This window comes from Salipaludibacillus agaradhaerens (genome assembly GCF_002019735.1).
Lineage (GTDB): Bacteria > Bacillota > Bacilli > Bacillales > Salisediminibacteriaceae > Salipaludibacillus > Salipaludibacillus agaradhaerens.
In genome coordinates this window covers 1,370,639-1,388,368 of sequence record NZ_KV917378.1, presented here as the reverse complement: position 1 = coordinate 1,388,368, position 17,730 = coordinate 1,370,639, and the positions used below count along the sequence as shown (strand labels likewise).

General features: G+C 39.2%; 14 protein-coding genes and 15 tRNA genes. 28 read left to right on the top strand and 1 reads right to left on the bottom strand.

All coding sequences use genetic code 11. The features are described 5' to 3' along the window. The first annotated feature begins 2 nt into the window (after positions 1–2). The 28 genes from BK581_RS06790 (at position 3) to BK581_RS06660 (ending at position 16,131) form a co-directional block, all read left to right on the top strand. Positions 3–77: transfer RNA gene (locus BK581_RS06790), tRNA-Asn, on the top strand. Between the two features lies 1 nt (position 78). Then, positions 79–171, top strand: a tRNA-Ser gene (locus BK581_RS06785). A gap of 8 nt (positions 172–179) precedes the next feature. Further along, a tRNA-Glu gene (locus BK581_RS06780) sits at positions 180–254 on the top strand. Positions 255–317: 63 nt separating this feature from the next. Further along, positions 318–393, top strand: a tRNA-Val gene (locus BK581_RS06775). Between the two features lie 55 nt (positions 394–448). Then, positions 449–525, top strand: a tRNA-Met gene (locus BK581_RS06770). Positions 526–633: 108 nt separating this feature from the next. Continuing rightward, positions 634–709, top strand: a tRNA-Phe gene (locus BK581_RS06765). A gap of 4 nt (positions 710–713) precedes the next feature. Beyond that, a tRNA-Thr gene (locus BK581_RS06760) sits at positions 714–789 on the top strand. Positions 790–846: 57 nt separating this feature from the next. Further along, positions 847–931: transfer RNA gene (locus BK581_RS06755), tRNA-Tyr, on the top strand. Positions 932–961: 30 nt separating this feature from the next. Beyond that, positions 962–1,035: transfer RNA gene (locus BK581_RS06750), tRNA-Trp, on the top strand. A gap of 14 nt (positions 1,036–1,049) precedes the next feature. Beyond that, positions 1,050–1,125 (top strand) — tRNA-His (locus tag BK581_RS06745). A gap of 16 nt (positions 1,126–1,141) precedes the next feature. Then, a tRNA-Gln gene (locus tag BK581_RS06740) sits at positions 1,142–1,216 on the top strand. A gap of 9 nt (positions 1,217–1,225) precedes the next feature. Next, positions 1,226–1,300, top strand: a tRNA-Gly gene (locus BK581_RS06735). Positions 1,301–1,302: 2 nt separating this feature from the next. Continuing rightward, positions 1,303–1,376, top strand: a tRNA-Cys gene (locus BK581_RS06730). Positions 1,377–1,396: 20 nt separating this feature from the next. Then, positions 1,397–1,485: transfer RNA gene (locus BK581_RS06725), tRNA-Leu, on the top strand. A 34-nt stretch (positions 1,486–1,519) separates the two neighbouring features. Further along, positions 1,520–1,606, top strand: a tRNA-Leu gene (locus tag BK581_RS06720). Between the two features lie 855 nt (positions 1,607–2,461). Continuing rightward, positions 2,462–3,388: an NAD(P)-dependent alcohol dehydrogenase gene (locus BK581_RS06715; protein ID WP_078577455.1), complete on the top strand. Its 927-nt coding sequence runs from the start codon at positions 2,462–2,464 to the stop codon at positions 3,386–3,388. A 1,273-nt stretch (positions 3,389–4,661) separates the two neighbouring features. Further along, on the top strand, positions 4,662–4,946 hold the full coding sequence (locus BK581_RS06710) for a hypothetical protein (RefSeq protein WP_078577454.1): 285 nt from the start codon (positions 4,662–4,664) through the stop codon (positions 4,944–4,946). Positions 4,947–5,359: 413 nt separating this feature from the next. Further along, entirely contained in the window at positions 5,360–5,722 is a 363-nt protein-coding gene (locus BK581_RS06705; protein ID WP_078577453.1) for a sigma factor-like helix-turn-helix DNA-binding protein, read from the top strand. An 18-nt stretch (positions 5,723–5,740) separates the two neighbouring features. Next, positions 5,741–6,202, top strand: coding sequence for a hypothetical protein (locus tag BK581_RS06700; RefSeq protein WP_078577452.1), 462 nt, complete (start codon positions 5,741–5,743; stop codon positions 6,200–6,202). A 626-nt stretch (positions 6,203–6,828) separates the two neighbouring features. After that, on the top strand, positions 6,829–7,281 hold the full coding sequence (locus tag BK581_RS06695) for a phage major tail protein, TP901-1 family (RefSeq protein ID WP_078577451.1): 453 nt from the start codon (positions 6,829–6,831) through the stop codon (positions 7,279–7,281). A gap of 142 nt (positions 7,282–7,423) precedes the next feature. Continuing rightward, the gene (locus tag BK581_RS06690; RefSeq protein WP_078577450.1) at positions 7,424–7,789 is read left to right on the top strand and encodes a tail assembly chaperone; all 366 of its coding nucleotides are present in this window, start codon (positions 7,424–7,426) and stop codon (positions 7,787–7,789) included. Continuing rightward, positions 7,783–8,139 (top strand): phage tail assembly chaperone, encoded by a 357-nt coding sequence (locus BK581_RS06685; protein WP_078577449.1) that lies wholly within the window; start codon positions 7,783–7,785, stop codon positions 8,137–8,139. The genes BK581_RS06690 and BK581_RS06685 overlap by 7 nt, the downstream gene beginning before the upstream one ends. Positions 8,140–8,144: 5 nt before the next feature. Further along, positions 8,145–9,902 (top strand): phage tail protein, encoded by a 1,758-nt coding sequence (locus BK581_RS06680; protein WP_078577448.1) that lies wholly within the window; start codon positions 8,145–8,147, stop codon positions 9,900–9,902. Positions 9,903–9,917: 15 nt separating this feature from the next. After that, positions 9,918–11,402: a distal tail protein Dit gene (locus BK581_RS06675; protein WP_078577447.1), complete on the top strand. Its 1,485-nt coding sequence runs from the start codon at positions 9,918–9,920 to the stop codon at positions 11,400–11,402. An 11-nt stretch (positions 11,403–11,413) separates the two neighbouring features. Continuing rightward, positions 11,414–14,365, top strand: coding sequence for a phage tail spike protein (locus BK581_RS06670; protein WP_078577446.1), 2,952 nt, complete (start codon positions 11,414–11,416; stop codon positions 14,363–14,365). Beyond that, a complete protein-coding gene (locus BK581_RS20430) occupies positions 14,362–14,496 on the top strand; it encodes a hypothetical protein (protein ID WP_276327418.1) in 135 nt (44 codons plus the stop codon). The genes BK581_RS06670 and BK581_RS20430 overlap by 4 nt, the downstream gene beginning before the upstream one ends. A 223-nt stretch (positions 14,497–14,719) precedes the next feature. Continuing rightward, entirely contained in the window at positions 14,720–15,121 is a 402-nt protein-coding gene (locus BK581_RS06665; RefSeq protein WP_078577445.1) for a phage holin family protein, read from the top strand. A 2-nt stretch (positions 15,122–15,123) separates the two neighbouring features. Further along, positions 15,124–16,131, top strand: a complete 1,008-nt coding sequence (locus BK581_RS06660; protein WP_078577444.1) for an N-acetylmuramoyl-L-alanine amidase — start codon at positions 15,124–15,126, stop codon at positions 16,129–16,131. A 418-nt stretch (positions 16,132–16,549) separates the two neighbouring features. Here the strand turns inward: BK581_RS06660 and BK581_RS06655 are convergent, their stop codons facing one another. Beyond that, entirely contained in the window at positions 16,550–17,395 is an 846-nt protein-coding gene (locus BK581_RS06655) for an AraC family transcriptional regulator (protein WP_078577443.1), read from the bottom strand. Between the last annotated feature and the right edge of the window lie 335 nt (positions 17,396–17,730).

The window sequence follows — 17,730 nt, the reverse complement described above, 5'->3', positions numbered from 1 at the left end:
ATTCCACAGTAGCTCAGTGGTAGAGCAATCGGCTGTTAACCGATCGGTCGTAGGTTCGAATCCTACCTGTGGAGCCATGGAGAGCTGTCCGAGAGGTCGAAGGAGCACGATTGGAAATCGTGTAGGCGGTGTAGAACCGTCTCGAGGGTTCGAATCCCTCGCTCTCCGCCAGAGTATCTGGCCCGTTGGTCAAGTGGTTAAGACACCGCCCTTTCACGGCGGTAACACGGGTTCGAATCCCGTACGGGTCACCATTATTTATATTTAACACTTTTAATTTTGAAACATATAGTAATTTATATAGTTATTTACATACTGGAGGATTAGCTCAGTTGGGAGAGCATCTGCCTTACAAGCAGGGGGTCGGCGGTTCGAGCCCGTCATCCTCCACCAGCTTAAATTAATATTATCACGCTTTTCACAGGAAATTATTTGGTTTTCATATCGTCGCGGGGTGGAGCAGTCTGGTAGCTCGTTGGGCTCATAACCCAAAGGTCGGTGGTTCAAATCCGCCCCCCGCAACCAATTTAAGTTGTTGTTACTACGTCGAAAAAGCTTCGAAGTATATAGAAGTTAATTACTTAGTAGTTTAATGTTTAGATATAATACGACTTTAAGTCATCATACATATTTGGCTCGGTAGCTCAGTTGGTAGAGCAACGGACTGAAAATCCGTGTGTCGGCGGTTCGATTCCGTCCCGAGCCACCATTGTGCTGGCCTAGCTCAATTGGTAGAGCAACTGACTTGTAATCAGTAGGTTGGGGGTTCAAGTCCTCTGGCCAGCACCATGATTTTTCTTCTTGACTAATTTAATATCTTTTTGTATTATGTAAATTGTCTGTAATGGAGGGGTAGCGAAGTGGCTAAACGCGGCGGACTGTAAATCCGCTCCCTACGGGTTCGGGAGTTCGAATCTCTCCCCCTCCACCATTACTTTATTTAAAAAGTTAAACTATACTTAGGGGCATAGTTTAACGGTAGAACAGAGGTCTCCAAAACCTCCGGTGTGGGTTCGATTCCTACTGCCCCTGCCAATATGTTGAATATGGCGGCTGTGGCGAAGTGGTTAACGCACCGGATTGTGGTTCCGGCATTCGTGGGTTCGATTCCCATCAGCCGCCCCATTGATTTAATCTTTATAGGCCCATAGCCAAGCGGTAAGGCATCGGATTTTGATTCCGTGACGCGCAGGTTCGAATCCTGCTGGGCCTGCCATTTTAATATGCGGGAATAGCTCAGTGGTAGAGCACCACCTTGCCAAGGTGGGGGTCGCGGGTTCGAATCCCGTTTCCCGCTCCAGTGGCGGCATAGCCAAGTGGTAAGGCAGAGGTCTGCAAAACCTTTATCACCGGTTCAAATCCGGTTGCCGCCTCCATATTAAGTCCAATTCTAATTGCCGGGGTGGTGGAATTGGCAGACACACAGGACTTAAAATCCTGCGGTAAGTGATTACCGTGCCGGTTCAAGTCCGGCCCTCGGCACCAGTTTTTGATCTAATTATTTATATTTTATTGTTGTGCCGGTGTGGCGGAATTGGCAGACGCGCGGGACTCAAAATCCCGTGTCTTCACGGACGTGTCGGTTCGACCCCGACCACCGGTACCATCTACATATTTTACGATAACTTAAACATTCATTTAGCTCATAAACATTGAATTATCAATGTTTATGAGCTTTTTATTTTTTGGGGAATGCGATAGAAAACATTAAGAAATGAATTTATTTTAGAGAAGTTTTAAACACTATTGGCTCAATGTGCTGACTATTCAGAGCTCTTCTTTCTTATGGAACTCTTTAATGACGTGGGAGGATTGTCTTAAGGTAGTATTATCAGGATCATTATGATCTAATTTATCACTTACAAAGTGAATCGGGCTTTTTTATACATAGTTAAACTTGGGTGAGTATGTGGTAAATCATGAATGGATATACATCTGACTCATCATATAAGTCTAATTTTTAGCTCCTATTGCCTCCTCTTTGACTTGATTTTCTCGGCGGCTGATAATAAAACGACTGATCGTAACTATTTAGCATAACGTTAAAAAAATTATATTCAGAATTATATCTTCGAATTCACCTCTAATAATATGAAAGATGCCACCAGATAATACAACAACAGAAAGACCTAAACCAGCTAGAATTGAAAGTAATTAACATCTCCTTTTCACTTTTGCGGAAAGGAAGCGTGCTGCAACCTTATCCTTCTCTTGTGCAATTCCTATTACAAGTGCATTATATAATTATAAAGAGTGTATGAAAATTAAGTACTTTAATTAAACATAGTATATAAAAAGTAACCATAGATTTGCTATAAAAGGGGGATTAGACAAAATAACGTTGATAATTGGATATTATACGAATTTTTTAGGTTAGAATATAAAAGTTGTGCATCATGATCGTTTACTGGTAGCTGCCTAGATTATTTCTAACCATATAAATCAAAGGAGATGCACTAAAATGAAAGCAGTTATTTGTACACAATACGGATCGCCTGAAGTTCTTCAAACTAAAGAAGTGGAAAAACCTAAACCTAAAGATAATGAAGTTTTGATAAAAATATATGCAACAACCGCTCATATTGGCGATACACGCATTAGAAGAGCGGATCCGTTTTTGGTAAGGTTTATTTTTGGACTGTTCAAACCCAAAAAAAATCTAATACTTGGCCTAGAAATTTCAGGTGTTGTTGAATCTGTCGGGAAAGATATAAAAACATTTAGAAAAGGGGACAACGTATTTGCGTTGACTGGTTTTGGTTTGGGAGGCTATGCTGAATATTGTTGTCTGCCAGAAAAGGTTAAAGAGGGAACTCAGCAAAGAAAGGGACTGGTTGCCTTAAAACCTGGGAATTTAACTTTCGAACAAGCTGCAACTATTCCCGCAGGAGGACTTACTGCCTTAAAAAACCTACAAAAAGCAAATATACGAAAAGGCGATAAAATTTTGATAAACGGAGCTTCGGGAAGTTTAGGAACATACGCCATCCAATTGGCAAAATACTATGGAGCAGACGTTACTGCTGTATGTAGAGCAGAGAATTTTGAATTAGTAAAATCCATTGGAGCTGATAAAGTAATTGATTATACGAAAGAAGACTTCATCCAAAAGCAAGTTAAATACGACATTGTGTATGATGCTGTAATGAAGTTAAAAGCATCAAAAAGCAGGAAAATATTAAAAAATAAAGGCGTTTTTCTAAACAACTCTCGTCTTCCAAAAATAAAAGAAGAAGACTTACTGTTTCTAAAGAACTTGATTGAAAAAAACAACCTAAAACCCATTATGGATAGGACGTATTCTATAGAAGAAATTGTTGAGGCACATAGGTACGTTGACAAGGGACACAAAAAAGGAAATGTGGCAGTAACGATATTTGATGAATAACGAACGTACAACAGCGAGGGTTATGGCGTCGCACGCTCTAATCCATGAGACAAAGATTAAGAATCATCTAAGTTTATTGGACCTTGAGGGTTGTGCAACTTATTCATTGTCTTCCATTTACTCATTTGTTACATATAAAATAGGATTTTAAATGATAGTTCAATAGATGTGTGGGATACTCGTACAGAAAGAAATCATTTTACACATCATCCATACAAAACCTTATAAACTAAATAGCTATTACCCCATTTTGCCCCTTAATTACACAACCCACCATTAAGTTCATTAATATCATTATTAGCCCGTGCCTTTATACAAAAAGCTTACGGGCTTTTTATATTAATCGAAATTACTATAGAAAGCGATTGATTTTTTTACACTAGTCTGTTCCTCTAGTTCCTTCACGTATTAGACTATCGGTTAATTGAATTGAAGTACATGATAGTAAGCTCCCAAACTGATGGTTAGATGCTATTAGAAGCTACTACCTCTTTATACCTTGACTGAAGAAATCTTTGCTCATCATCTCTCATAATTAAACGTGTTTTAGCCTATTGTGTTTGGTTTGATTGAAATTTACTCGTTAACAAATAGGCCTTGTCATTAATAGCCTGTTGGCCTGTTATGTTGGATAGAGATAACTATAAAGAATTTTAAAGAAGAGAGTATTGAAACTTCTTAAGGATAGAGGCAAAAAACGCTTGAAGAAGTCCCTTTATCTGTCTGACATGTGGCCATATGAGTGGCCATTTCGTGAAATATAACGTTGTACAGATTAAAAAATAACGCAAAGAATTGGAAAATCTCTTGCTAGAAATGATGTAATAGATTAGAATAAGAACAGGTGTTCGCGAAAAATGCAAACACAGATATAAGAATAAAAGGAGGGGTGCGTTAAAAATGATATATTTTTCTTGCTTTTTATCCGAAAAGGGAGATTAAATTCGTAATATAAGATGAAATCCTAGAAAGGAGCAAAGCGATGAATCAAACCGAATATCTTAGTAAAAAAACATGTAGACACAAAGAATTCACACATGTTAGAAAATCGAACAAATCTACCAGCTTTTAAAAGCTGAGTGCGACGGAATGACCTAAAATAGCGACGTCCATTTGGACAACCATCCACGAGGTAGAAGCCCTTTATGAAGACATGTTAGTAAAAGGCCATGAAAAGCACGTTGGTCAACGTCCTTTTACCCTTATTAATTGTCAGTATTAAAAATAGACGGGCAGATTATTACAAAAAGAACCAAAGCTGAAGTAGCAAGAAATGCTACTACCTATTGTATGTGATCCGATTCCTCTATTAGTTCCAGTGTTAAATAAAAAAGAAGAAGACCAGCGGCAACTGCTCTCCTTCTTAATTGACCCTAAGAAAAAGGTCGATGCGAAGACGACGGCAATCGTCAACGCGTTTCCTGATTATGAATCCCAATCAGCCTTAGCAGAAGATTTGGGATTCGATCGTAAAACCATTAGGCAAAAATTAAAAAGCTTAGCGGAAAACTATGACGAGGACGTCATGGGTGAATTACGCTTATACTTTTCTGCCTAATATGATAAACGCATTGAAGGATCTCTCCTTGAGCGTTATCACAATGTAACCAACAGTTATCGAATTTGTATAATGCCTCATCAACTGTTGTATAAATGTACAATTTAAAAGTCTATATTCCAACTCATACTACCACATTGAGGTTATTTATGCAATTGATATTCAATCTCTCATAGTGTCATTGTGAAACAAATATTTAAATGTGAACGAAAGATAGAAGAATGCATGTAGCGTCTTGTATGAGCTGCCATCATGCTAACAAGACGGTAATTTTTTAATCAACTACGTAAATATTCATTAGAGACACACGACACAAGTCGTCTTGGCTAAGTGTACCTAGTAGTGAGTTGAAAGTATGATAATAAACTTGACTTAACTAAATATAGCATGATTTTTAAGAAGGAGGGATAGTGATGAGTGTATATGATAAGGAAACAAAAATTCGTCGTTATTCCACACAGTACCACTCTCTTGGAACCTTATTAGGTGTACGTCGATTATTACGAGATTACCATATATTAAAAGAACGACGTTATGCCGGCGATTATGTAGCCTGTGATGTTTTGACAGATTTAGACACAGCTATATCACTTGCACATCTGACAATAAGACAACTCCAAACTTTAAAGCTCATTTATTTTAATGATTTAACACAGAAAAGTGCAGCGAAACAACTAGATCTTCGACAAGATACCATTAGCAGACATGAAAAAGCAGCAATTCAAAAGGTCGCCGCTGTTTATCACTATTGGACAGAGATCGGTGAAGGTTATTAAGAAAATGGGGGTTACTAGATGACGAACACAGAATTGAAAGCAAGAATAGACACTTTATGGGGTGAGACGAAAACAGGAAAAATACCACGTGACAATCGATTAGAAGCTATTGATAGTTTGATAGAATCTTATTTTAAAACATCAGGAGAACCGATAAAAGGAGGAGCACTTGTCCGACTAGCGGCACTCTGCTTATACGAGGAAATCTCAGATGCGCATCCAGATAAAATGACGCGAGAAGAGTATCCGATAATGAGCGATAACCAATATCGGAGAAAAACAGAAGGACGGCATGTTGGCCGAGGTGGTTTAACAGGGAAATTGCGGCCGTTAACCCGTGAGGTTCCTCTTTCTTTAGCAGCTAACATTGCAGCGGATGGAAGAGAATACATTTATCCCTCCCGTCGTGAAGTAGATATACAGGAAGCGATCGACATGGAGTGTTATCGATACAATCATATAGATAGTATTGCCAATTAATGATCATCTAAATGAATGTCACAATTGGGTTTCCAATACGAATAAGTGAACATGTTAAATACTCTATTAAACGTTCGTTTTTAAAAAGGCTACCATAAGAAACGATGATTCACCATGAAGCAGAGAAGTCTGAAGGTCCAATGGTGATACTATCATTTACTGAAGACGCCCTCTTAGGAATGGGGCCTTCTGTAGCCGATAGGTCAATGTGTCAGTCGTTTTTACAGGTAGTTTGTAAGGGGATTTGGTCTACTTACTAAAAATAAAAAAGTTTTTTATTAAAACTATCCATTTTTTTAGCCATTAGTTATCTTACCTTTTATGAAGGAGAGACAACATCCCTTACTCACTGACTGAAACGTTCTTAACATTTGGCGTTACGCTTTAACGAAGTGGTGGAGATAGTGTGTGAGTTTCATATGCTAGTCCGGAGAACTCATGGCACGCTAAAACAATTTTAAAACTCACATTGTAAATGGCGTGGCTAGAATGTTTAAAGAAACGTGACAGAGGAGAAAAGGCTGTGTCTACCTGATTAAAACAATGTGGTCGGAAATCTCTAACCGATTACAGAAGGATGTTCCGTTTATGCGGAAATACATTTAAAATTTTAGGAGGAATAAATTATGGCAATGGAATACAAAGGTGATGACGTATTATTTGCAGTGGCAATTTCAGATGAAAATGGGGAGACATTGGTCCGACCATTTAACCAAACAGGTGGATCAACAAATATTTCTGCAGAGAGTATTGATTTAACGACAAAAGATAAGACAGGCTCCGATTATGGCAGCGTGTCACAAGAAGTTTCTTTAGAAGGGATTGTTACGGAAGGTGATCCGTTTGTGAATCACATTAAAAAGGCACTTCGTAATAAGGAGTTTGTGAAAATTTACGAAATTGATACACGAACGAAAGAAGCGGAACATGGCATGTATATGGTTTCTTCTTTTGAGCGCACTTATAGTAATGGTGAGTTCGCTACGTACTCTTTAAGTGGGACGTTAAATGGAGATGTATCAGATGAAACATTGGTGGAAATCCCTGAAGGTGCTCCAGCAACTGAAGAAACACCCTAACCAGCCCGAGGAACCAGAATCACCAGACCAACCTGATAATGGTGAATCTGGTGAGGGCGAGGGTGATGAGTAATAGTGAAAGGCGGCGTCCACATGAGGGCGCCTATTTTATTTTGAACATAACCGAAAGGATGATGAATAGATGGCAACATTTGAAATCCAAGAAAAAGAATATGAGCTTAAGTTAACGTTTGATAGTGTGAAGTATTTAAACAATGTGGTAGAAGGGGGCTCTTTAGGTTTGATCGGGAAAGCGATGATGGGCGACCTAGACGTTTTCTCTCATATTGTCCACGCAGGTCTTTTCCACCATGGTAAGAATTTTTCCTTTAAGGAAGTAGAAGCAGAAATCGAAAAGGCAATTGCCAGTGAAATGTTAGATGGACAAGACGTGTTCGCTATCTGCAATGAGGTTGTAACGGATAGTTTTTTCTACAAAAAGCAAGTAAACAAGCTTCTAGCGGACAATCCAGAAGCCTTCGAAGCACTCAAGAAGCTGAAATCTTAAGTGAATTAGGAGAAATAACGGAAGTAGAACGCCAGCTAGCGGATAGTTGGCGCTATTTACGTTTAACGCCTGTTGAATTTTATCGGCTGACGCCGCGGGAATTTCAAATCATGATGCGGATGGAACGTGAGTACCTTCATGATGAGCTGGAGCGCGCGGCGCGTATTGCTCTCATGCACGAGCAAGCATCACGGGCGAAACGGCCGAAGCTATCCGACTTGTATAAGCGTCCAACAAATGAGCATAACGATGAGACGCTTGCAGATAAAGCAGAAGCAGCCAATCACGCACAAGAATGGCTCGCCCAATTCACGTTCGAATCGCGTGAAAAAAATAAAGAAAGGAGGTAGTAATTATGGATGAAGGAAAAATTAAGTCTTTTGCTGAAGGACTTAAGAAGTGGACAGACAGTCTTTCTGAAGCATCCCAAAAAATTGGTGAATTTTCTAAGGGGAATGAAGACGCTTTTAAGGTGATAGGGGATTATGGTCAGAAAATTGCTGGATTAGGAGAAAATCTATCTGGTGGGCTCAGTTCAGCTATAAAAACCAGCACAGAGTTTACAGATAATCTGTCGAGAGTAGGAGAGATTATCGGCTTAACAGGTGGAAAATTCAATACATTCTTGGGTATATTGAATCCTCTAGTTTTGGCTATAGTTGCCATAGGAGCAGCTTTAGTATATGCCTACAATGAATTTGAGTGGTTTAGTGACATTGTCGATGCAGCTTGGGCAAAAGTTGAAGAGTCTTTTACGACTGCTGTTCAAGCTATATGGGATATTATTAACGATATCTTTGGGCAAATTATGACGATTATTTCCCCAGTAATGGAACTTATAAAAGAAGACTTTACAGCAGCAGGTGAGGTCATTATAGAGAACTTTGGAGAGGCATTTATGTTTATAGCCGATCTTATCTCCGACGTTATCACGTTTATTAGTGAAGTGATTATGACCGGGCTCGCTTTGATCCAAGAGTTTTTAATAGAACACGGTGATACGATTACTGAAATTCTAATGGGAGCTTATGAGTTTATTAAGGAAGGAATCGAATTTGTCATTGGCTTCATTGCAGATATTGTTGAAATGGTTTTAGATGCGATATCCCAATTTTGGGACGAACATGGTCAAACTATTATGGCGTTTGCAGAGGGAGCATGGGAGACGATAAAAACCGTCGTCTCAGAGGTGATTAGTGCGGTAATGGGCGTCGTTAATTATGTTCTGGATCAAATCAGTCAATTGTGGGACGAGCATGGAGAAACCATTATGGCGATTGTAAAAGGCACATTCGAATTTATTAAAACCGTCATTGGAACAGTTATTGGCTTTGTTAGTAGCAGAATAAGTGATTGGCTAGAAGCTGCGAAAATCATATTTAATACGGTATGGCCAGCTATTTCCTCCATTGTGGGAGTTGCATGGGAGGCCATTAAAGTAGCTGTGAAAAACGCAATTGATATCGTAGCTGGTATTATCGATACCGTCATGAATCTCATAAAAGGTGATTGGGAAGGTGCTTGGGAAGCTATTAAAAAGACAGTCGAAAAGATTTGGAGCAACATAGGAGACTTCTTTGATAGTGTTGACTTGGTACAAATTGGTAAAGATCTAATTCGTGGCTTATGGGAAGGTATTGGCTCAATGGGGGAATGGATCCGCGGTAAAATTAGTGGATTTATGGATAAAATCACTGGTGGAATAAAGTCTTTCTTCGGCATCAAATCCCCGTCTAAATTGTTCCGTGATGATATTGGTCAGTGGTTACCTAAAGGGTTAGCTGTTGGTATCGAAGGGAACGTCAATGCGGTAGATAAGGCGCTAGATGTTATGACAAATCTTGTTCCTTCAACGGTGGATGCCCCTGTCATGGCACCGATGGAGGTAGCACGTCCGAATGTCAATGGTGGGTTTATTCAAGGTGAACTTGCTGTAACGGGCGGCTCTGCCACTTCCAATACAGAGAGCTTATTAAGTCAAGTTGTTGATGAATTGCGAAAGCAGAAAGATCGCATTATTGAAATGGATTCTCGCATTGTTGGCCGCTTAGTCGAGCCGTATGTGTCAGAAAATCAAGGGCGTAATACACGTATTAAACAATCATTTGTATAAGAAAGGAGGATTTTTGTGATAGAAAATGTTGAAAACATGATATTTGACGGAACTGATTTAGCCAATGCATTTACCAATGAGGAAGAAGGAACGTATTTTATCATAAATAACGTATACGGCCGTGGGGTTCAAAGTGTAGAAAATACACTTACCCATGTGGCGGGAATGGACGGGTCTTACCCGTCTAGTTCTCGTTTGGCTTCACGCCGAATGACGGTAGATATAACAATGAAGGGAACGTCTTTCAACGACTTACGAAAGCGCATTGAGCGGTTGAATGAAATCTTGTTTACTCGCAATATCGATGTGCCTATCGTGTTTAATGATGAACCTGATCGCGTATATTACGGCAGAATTGATGAAGTGACGGATACGATTGAAACGTCACACATCTATCAAGCACAATTGACAATCATTTGCTCTGATCCTTTTAAATATGGTGAGGAAAAAAAGCTTACTTTTTCTTCTGATATCGTGTCGTTCACAAATCAAGGCACAGCTGAAGCTGATCCCATTTTTGAAATGGAGGTACTTAAACCTACCACGTTTGCTATGGTGCAAAATCAAGAAGAACAGTACCAAATGATTGGTCGGCCGGTGGATGCGGACAGTACGCCTTTTGAAGCAGAAGAACTGATTATGCATAACAGAATGTCCACCACGTCCGATTGGACAGTTGCAAGTCAAGTAGATAACGGTGTGGTCTCAGGTACTATGGTGAGTGACGGTAATGGTTTTGTTGTTCAGTCATTTGGAACACAAGGTCAGGCAAAATGGTATGGGCCTGCGTTAAAAACCAGCCTTCCAGAAACGCTACAAGATTTTAGAATGGAAGCTCGTGTAGAAAACCTTAATGGGAGAAATCAAGTCGGTAAAGTAGAAGTGTATTTACTTGACGTTAATAACAACATCTTAGCTAAAATAAGGATGGTTGATGCATGGCAGGCGTACAATAGGAATAGAGCGGGATCTAATCTTAGTAACAATCAAAGGACACAATTTCTGCATCGATTAAGTGAGGATACGGCCGAAGCTCAGGGGGAATTATGGAATAATTTTGATGGAATTTTACGCCTTGAGCGTGTTGGCCAGAGGTGGAAGGCTTATGTCGCAAAAGTTGATGAAAAAGGTATACACAATGCTCGAGAAACAAGGAGTTTCGTGGATGTAGGAAACGAATTTCAACAACAGGTGGCGCAAATACAAGTACACATCGGAATCTATGACGGTTATTCACCGACTGCGATGAGCATCACAGATTTGAAAGTGTGGAAGATTAATGATCCAGACGATCATCAAATTCCTTACATTGCGTATGCCGGTGATGTCATTACGTTAGATCATCGCACGTCAGAAATTTTAATAAATGGGGAGCCACGTACAGATTTGAAAGACTTCGGTGGTCAATACTTTAAACTTACCCCAGGGGGAAATCAAGTTATTGTCCAACCAAGTGATAGTTTTAACACGAATATGAAATATCTAGAGCGTTACAGATAGGAGGTGATCACATGTCACAAATACACATTACTGATAGGCAAACGGATCAAATACTGGATGTTATAGCGGCGGAGCATATTCTGACAAATAAGCATTATAAGTCACTTAAAGATACATTGGAAACATTCCACTTTGAAACATTTGCTGATATGCCGTTTTCAAATTATCTCGGTAAGCTTCATAATATTATTATTCCGGACGAGGATGGTAAATATATTGAATTCATAATCTTTGAAACTAATAAATATCGAAGTGAGGATGGCAACTTAATTACGGAAGTTTATTCATCCGCAAGCCATCAACTCCTTAAAAAATCGAAGGTTATTGAGCCACAAGTTCTGTCGGGACAAACACCTTCTCAAGCAGTTGCTTTTGCACTGTACAATACGGAATGGAACCCAGGGGTAATTACTTACAAGGGGATAAAAGACTTTGAAGTCAATGAATATACGAATCCGTATAGTTTCTTGAAGCGTGTGGCCATTGAATTTAATCTAGAACTTCAATTTCGCGTGGAGGTCGATGGCAATAAAGTTACGGGTAGATTCGTAGATTTAGTGCCGCAGGTTGGTGAATGGCAAGGCAGGGAAATCGAGTTTGGTAAGGATTTACGAGGAGTCAGAAGAACGGAAGAGATGGATGGCGTTGTCACAGCACTTATCGGTTTAGGTCCTGTTCGCGAAGATGGAACACGTCTCGAAGCACTTGTGGAAGACAGAGAAGCACTCGAACGATGGGGGCGGAATGGTCAGCATTTGATAGAAACATATGAGCCTGAATCGACAAATGAGGATATGACGCTTGCACGCCTTACAGAACTTACTCAAAATGAATTACAAAACCGTGTAAATGCAGTAGTAGAATACCAATGTGATATTGCCGACTTAGAAAGTTTCCCAGATATGGCTAACAAAAAAATTCGCTGCGGCGACACAATAAAAATAAAAGATACTAAGTTTAGTCCACCTTTGTATCTTGAAGCACGTGTCCATACACAAGAGCGTGATATCATCGATAAATCTAAAAAATCGATTGAACTCGGTAATTTTATTGAATATACAGAAGCTGAAGTGATGGACATATGGCGATCCTTACAAAAGCAAATTAACTTTAAAATTGGCCAAAATCAGTTAGCTGATTACACGTACGACAAAGCTGCAATTGATGACAAAGATACGGCGATATATACAGACAGTAAGACTTATGCATTTACAAAAGCGCAAGAGGCCGAGGACAATGCGAAAGAGCACGCAGACAATGAATATGCACCGATAAAAAATGAAGTGGAAGAAAATAAAAATGTCTGGAATCGTAGCGGTATTATTAACGAGGACGGGACCTTAAATACAGATCGCCTGTTTGGGGAGCTAACAGATGCCCAAATTAAATCTGCAGGTAAATGGAATGCCCAAGGAACTTATATAGATAGTGAAGGAGTTTACACTGGTCTTGTTGTGGCTGACAAAATTACGTCAGGTACGATTAATGCTGACAATGTGTCGATCACGAATGATAAAGTCTTGATTAATCAAGACGGGGTAACGATTAAAGACGCTGACTTTTTAGTCGAAGATAGTATATCAGGTATTAAAAGTTCCATCATACACAAGGATAATTATCTTAAAGATGGTTCTTTTGATTTTCTTCGTATTGATTGGTCAGCGCCGAGGACAGGTGATGGAGTGTATGATGCTATAGGGACTCAATCAGACATAACGGGGTGGACTACAGTAGGCTCACCCCGGGTACTTACATCTTATAGGCAAGCTTATAATGGTAACGCTATTTTCGGTGTCAAGACAGCTTTACTTAATAATTCTAACTATCTTCTACAAGCTTTCAGGAAGCCGCACAACATTAACACTTTTACCTTCTCTTTTCATTACGCAAGACATTCACAGTATAACGCAGGTGGACACCCTCGAATTGAAGTAGAATTTATAAAAGATGGTTATGTAGTTATAGACGCCAAGACTTTTAATTTTCCTGAGCCTGCTACGGGTGTGAGGCGTGAGAGCTTCGTAATTAACGCACCAAGTGACACCGAGGTTATCTACTTCTCTTTACGCACACAAAATTCTAGGTATGTGTTATATGATGGTATTCAGTGTACTGAAGGTGATACACCAATTCCTTTCATTCCTGATAGTTCTCTGACTTATTTCACACATGGATACGTGGAAAGCGAAGAAATTAAAGTACGTAGACTTGATACGTTAGGTGTCAGTAGTCTTAATATCATGCAAGCTAACGATGATGAACGTGCTTATTTCTCTTTTAGAACACCGGATAGGGAAAGAATGGGCTTTATGGGGTTTGCGCATGCAGCTAATGATAATTTAACTATACGAAATGATTTAGATGGGGAGATTGTATTAGATGCAGATATAATTAGATACACTTCACCAATGTTTAGAATTGGTGGTACTGTTTCAGGTAATCAGGGACTATCACGTTTCGAGTTCTGGAATTCTAATTTCACAACAAGATGGGGACGTGTAGGATATTTTGGTTCTACGGACACGATACTCGGCATTCAAAACAATGTAGGGTCAGAGGTGAGAATTTACGGCAATTTCTCCGTTAGTGGATCAAAGGCAGCGGTGGTTGATACAGAAAGTTACGGTACTCGGAAAATGTACGCCTTAGAAACGCCAGACAGTCGTTTTGTAGCCTATACAGAACATGTACTGGAAGAGGGCGAGCATTACATTGAAATCGAACCGATGTTTTTAGAAACAATTAGCCCAACAGATTATTTTGTTGTGCCACACATACAAAATGCAGCCGAGGTAGTTATATTAGAGCGAAAAGAAGGTAAGTTTCGGGTCTGGGTGCAAGGGCACACGGCGGAGGTAGTCTTTGAAGTCAATGGTAAACGTCGAGGGTATGAAGATGTATATATGGAAGAATCTTCGGGTCCATCTGACGAGCCTGAGGAAGGTAAGGAGGAAGAGGCATGAACATTGATGCTGAACAGGTGATTAATGAGCTGATAATAAGAATTGCACAACTAGAAAGGGATAATGCTTTATTGCGTGTCCAACTTAAACAATTGGATAGTAAGAATTCTAAGGACGACTCTGCCGAATAGGTAGGGTTATTATTTATGCTTATGTTGAAAATTTGTAGCGGATAAATTTGCCGTTAAGAAGTTAACTTTACAACTGTTGTTGCCTAGAATGGAGATAAGTTAGTGCAAGGCGATAAAAATTTAAAAAGCTTTACTTTGGGAGAAGAAGTTAAGGAGGTGTAGATGCCTTTAAGCGAGAAGCAAACTAAACCTTTTAACTGTCAAACGCAAAAGGGGAGAATAAATGGAAACATTAATCAAATGGTCAGCAGCTGTGCTTGCAGCTGCTGTATCTTTTTTATATGGAGAGTGGAGTATGCTGCTATCGATCTTATTAACACTTGTGGTGATTGATTATGTGACGGGGCTGGTAGCGGCGGGGGTGAGCGGTGAAATTAGCAGCCGCAATGGTCTCACTGGTATCTCACGGAAAATTTTTATTTTTGTAATGGTGGCTGTTGCTCATTTAATTGATACCGTTTTAGTCGAAGTTGGGATTGAATCAGAGGCTCTAATTTTTATGGCTGCCATTATTTTTTATATTGTAAATGAGCTTATTAGCATCACTGAAAACGTAGGTAGAATTGGTCTGCCTGTACCTAAACAAATCAAACAAGCGATTAATATTCTTAAAGGTGGCGATTAAATTTGACTAAGATTTTTATTGATCCTGGTCACGGAGGATCCGATCCGGGTGCTGTGGCAAATGGATTGCAAGAAAAAAATTTAGTTTTAGAGATATCAAAACGTATTGAATCTAAGTTAAAAGAGTATGGTGATGTGGAAGTGCGTTTAAGCCGTACAAGCGACACGTTTATCAGCTTATCCAATCGTGCAAATATGGCGAATGATTGGGGAGCTGATTATTTTATTTCCGTTCATATTAACGCTGGAGGCGGCGAAGGTTACGAAGACTTTATTTTTAATGGGAATGTATCTGACGCTACAACGGACAACCAAGATTTGATGAACAGAGAGGTAATCAAGGCGACAGACTTTAATAACCGAGGTAAAAAGCAAGCTAATTTTGCTGTACTAAGGTTAACTAATATGCCGGCTATCTTGACTGAGAATGGGTTTATTGACAATTCAAGTGATGCCAACAAATTAAAAGATAAGCTATTTTTAGACAAGGTGGCAGAAGGGCATGTACAAGCGATTGCTGAGATCTTCGGACTGGAGAATGGCTCGCCTTCTAATAGTTCAAGATCCACAAGCACTTCTCGTTTGTCTCAGCCTAGTAGATCAACTAAATCAAGCCAAGCAACGGGCACAATTGCTACAATTCAGCTTACGCTCAATGATCGATATGGGTTAAGTATTTCAGTTGACAACCTTTTCGGTCCAGAAAGTAAAACGGCACTAATCAAAGGGCTACAAATAGAGCTTAATAAACAATTTAACCGTGGACTTACCGTTGACGGTATTTTCGGTCCTAAAACACGGGCGGCATCTGTAACGGTACGGCAAGGAGCAAGAGGAAACATTACATGGATCCTTCAATCTATTTTACATTGTACAGGAACAAGCCCAGGTAGCATTGATGGCATCTTCGGTCCAAAAACGAGGAAGGCCGTGCGAAACTTTCAGAGAAAAAATAACTTGCAAGTGGATGGTATTGCAGGTTCTCAAACGTTTCACATGTTGTTTAAGTGAATGAATCAAGGGAATTGATCCAATTTATCACAGATAACTTTTCGGAAAACGCCTACCTTAAAATAGAGAGGGGAAATAAATCTATCTAGGTGGGAGATAACGGACGATAAAGTCCTGATTTACGCAACATCCACTGATTGAAGGTTCTTTTTATGATTTTCAATTTTATAATGAAATTGTAGAAGAGATCACGTTTAACCTTAATATAAAAGTAAGTTATTGTTTTGAAAAATGTAATAAAATACAAAAAAGAAATATAGATTGACAGAACAATATTGTTATCATATAAGCTTCCACTGTATGAATAAATGAAGCGCGTTCGATTAGACACGCTTCATTTATGAGTCAGCTTAAAGATAACTTGATCGTGATGAAACTAAATAATTTGAATTAGAATAGGACTATTAAAAAGCAACCACTACTTTTTCTTAATGGAGATCCAGATGCCACTTTTATGCTCATCGCTAACTAAGAGTTCTGGGCCTTCTGTCAATTCATATGAAGATGTGGGAAGCCACTCAGAGTAGATCCGTTGCCAATGGTTTTCAATGTGGGGCCAATCACCATCTATTTCAAAGATTGCCCATGTTGAAGCGGGTACCTCCAATGTTGTATAGTCATTGATCTCTTTCTTAGTTGAAGCCACTCCTATATACTGGTTAAACGTAGCATTTCCTTCCTCATCCTCTGAGTAATTGGCTGATGCATGCACCATTCCATAAGGAGCCATATTTGACATAGATGCCAACTCACGCATTTTTGTATCATTAATTTCTGCCATCATCTCTTCGTAAGTTGGAGATAGGATTTCATTAATCATGTTAACGTTATTCTTCACGCCAACAATTTTAAACGCTTCTTTTTCAACAATACGATAATTCATTTCGGTTCCTCCTTGAATTGTTAATTGGAAGGCCATTCTAGGATATGCTTTCAAGTTCTGATCAGAGCTACGTGATAATGAGGGTGTAACACCGTGGAAATTTTGAAAAGCTCGCGAAAAAGCATCTGGAGATTGATAGCCATATTTTAATGCTACATCAATTACTTTAGTTTGAGCGTCTTTCAATTCTAAAGCACTTAGAGTGAGTCGCCTTCTACGAATGTATTCAGAAATCGTAATACCTGACAGCAAAGAAAAGAGGCGTTTGAAATGGTATTCAGAACAAAAAGCGCGATTCGCAACCTCATTCAAATCAATCTTGTTTGCTAAATTTTCTTCAATATAATTGAGCGCCTCATTCATCCCTTTTAACATATCCATTAATTATTCAACCTTCCTTTCCCTTAAACAATAACAAAAGAAATCCTCTCTTACCCGACTTTACGTGCTTATTAAAGTCGGCTCAGTAGTTTGTATAAACTAGTAACAACTGCATGCGACAAAAAGTAAGTTTATATGTAAAAAATACAACATTAATACTATTTAATGAAGTGAAGGCGGGGTAAAACAGTCAATGATTTAGGATTAATCAAAAAGCTTGGATAAAACAATACAACAATAACTTATAGCCACTGAAGGTGTAGCTTAGCATTTTGCTAGTAGATCCACTTTATCACAGAACCGTCCGTAAAGTTCCCACCTCAAATAGTGAGGAG

Excerpts from the sequence above, each read along its gene's own strand:
- BK581_RS06715 (WP_078577455.1), top strand. The coding sequence starts at position 2,462 with ATGAAAGCAGTTATTTGTACACAATACGGATCGCCTGAAGTTCTTCAA.
- BK581_RS06710 (WP_078577454.1), top strand. The coding sequence starts at position 4,662 with ATGCTACTACCTATTGTATGTGATCCGATTCCTCTATTAGTTCCAGTG.
- BK581_RS06705 (WP_078577453.1), top strand. The coding sequence starts at position 5,360 with ATGAGTGTATATGATAAGGAAACAAAAATTCGTCGTTATTCCACACAG.
- BK581_RS06700 (WP_078577452.1), top strand. The coding sequence starts at position 5,741 with ATGACGAACACAGAATTGAAAGCAAGAATAGACACTTTATGGGGTGAG.
- BK581_RS06695 (WP_078577451.1), top strand. The coding sequence starts at position 6,829 with ATGGCAATGGAATACAAAGGTGATGACGTATTATTTGCAGTGGCAATT.
- BK581_RS06690 (WP_078577450.1), top strand. The coding sequence starts at position 7,424 with ATGGCAACATTTGAAATCCAAGAAAAAGAATATGAGCTTAAGTTAACG.
- BK581_RS06680 (WP_078577448.1), top strand. The coding sequence starts at position 8,145 with ATGGATGAAGGAAAAATTAAGTCTTTTGCTGAAGGACTTAAGAAGTGG.
- BK581_RS06670 (WP_078577446.1), top strand. The coding sequence starts at position 11,414 with ATGTCACAAATACACATTACTGATAGGCAAACGGATCAAATACTGGAT.
- BK581_RS20430 (WP_276327418.1), top strand. The coding sequence starts at position 14,362 with ATGAACATTGATGCTGAACAGGTGATTAATGAGCTGATAATAAGAATT.
- BK581_RS06665 (WP_078577445.1), top strand. The coding sequence starts at position 14,720 with ATGGAAACATTAATCAAATGGTCAGCAGCTGTGCTTGCAGCTGCTGTA.
- BK581_RS06655 (WP_078577443.1), bottom strand. The coding sequence starts at position 17,395 with ATGGATATGTTAAAAGGGATGAATGAGGCGCTCAATTATATTGAAGAA.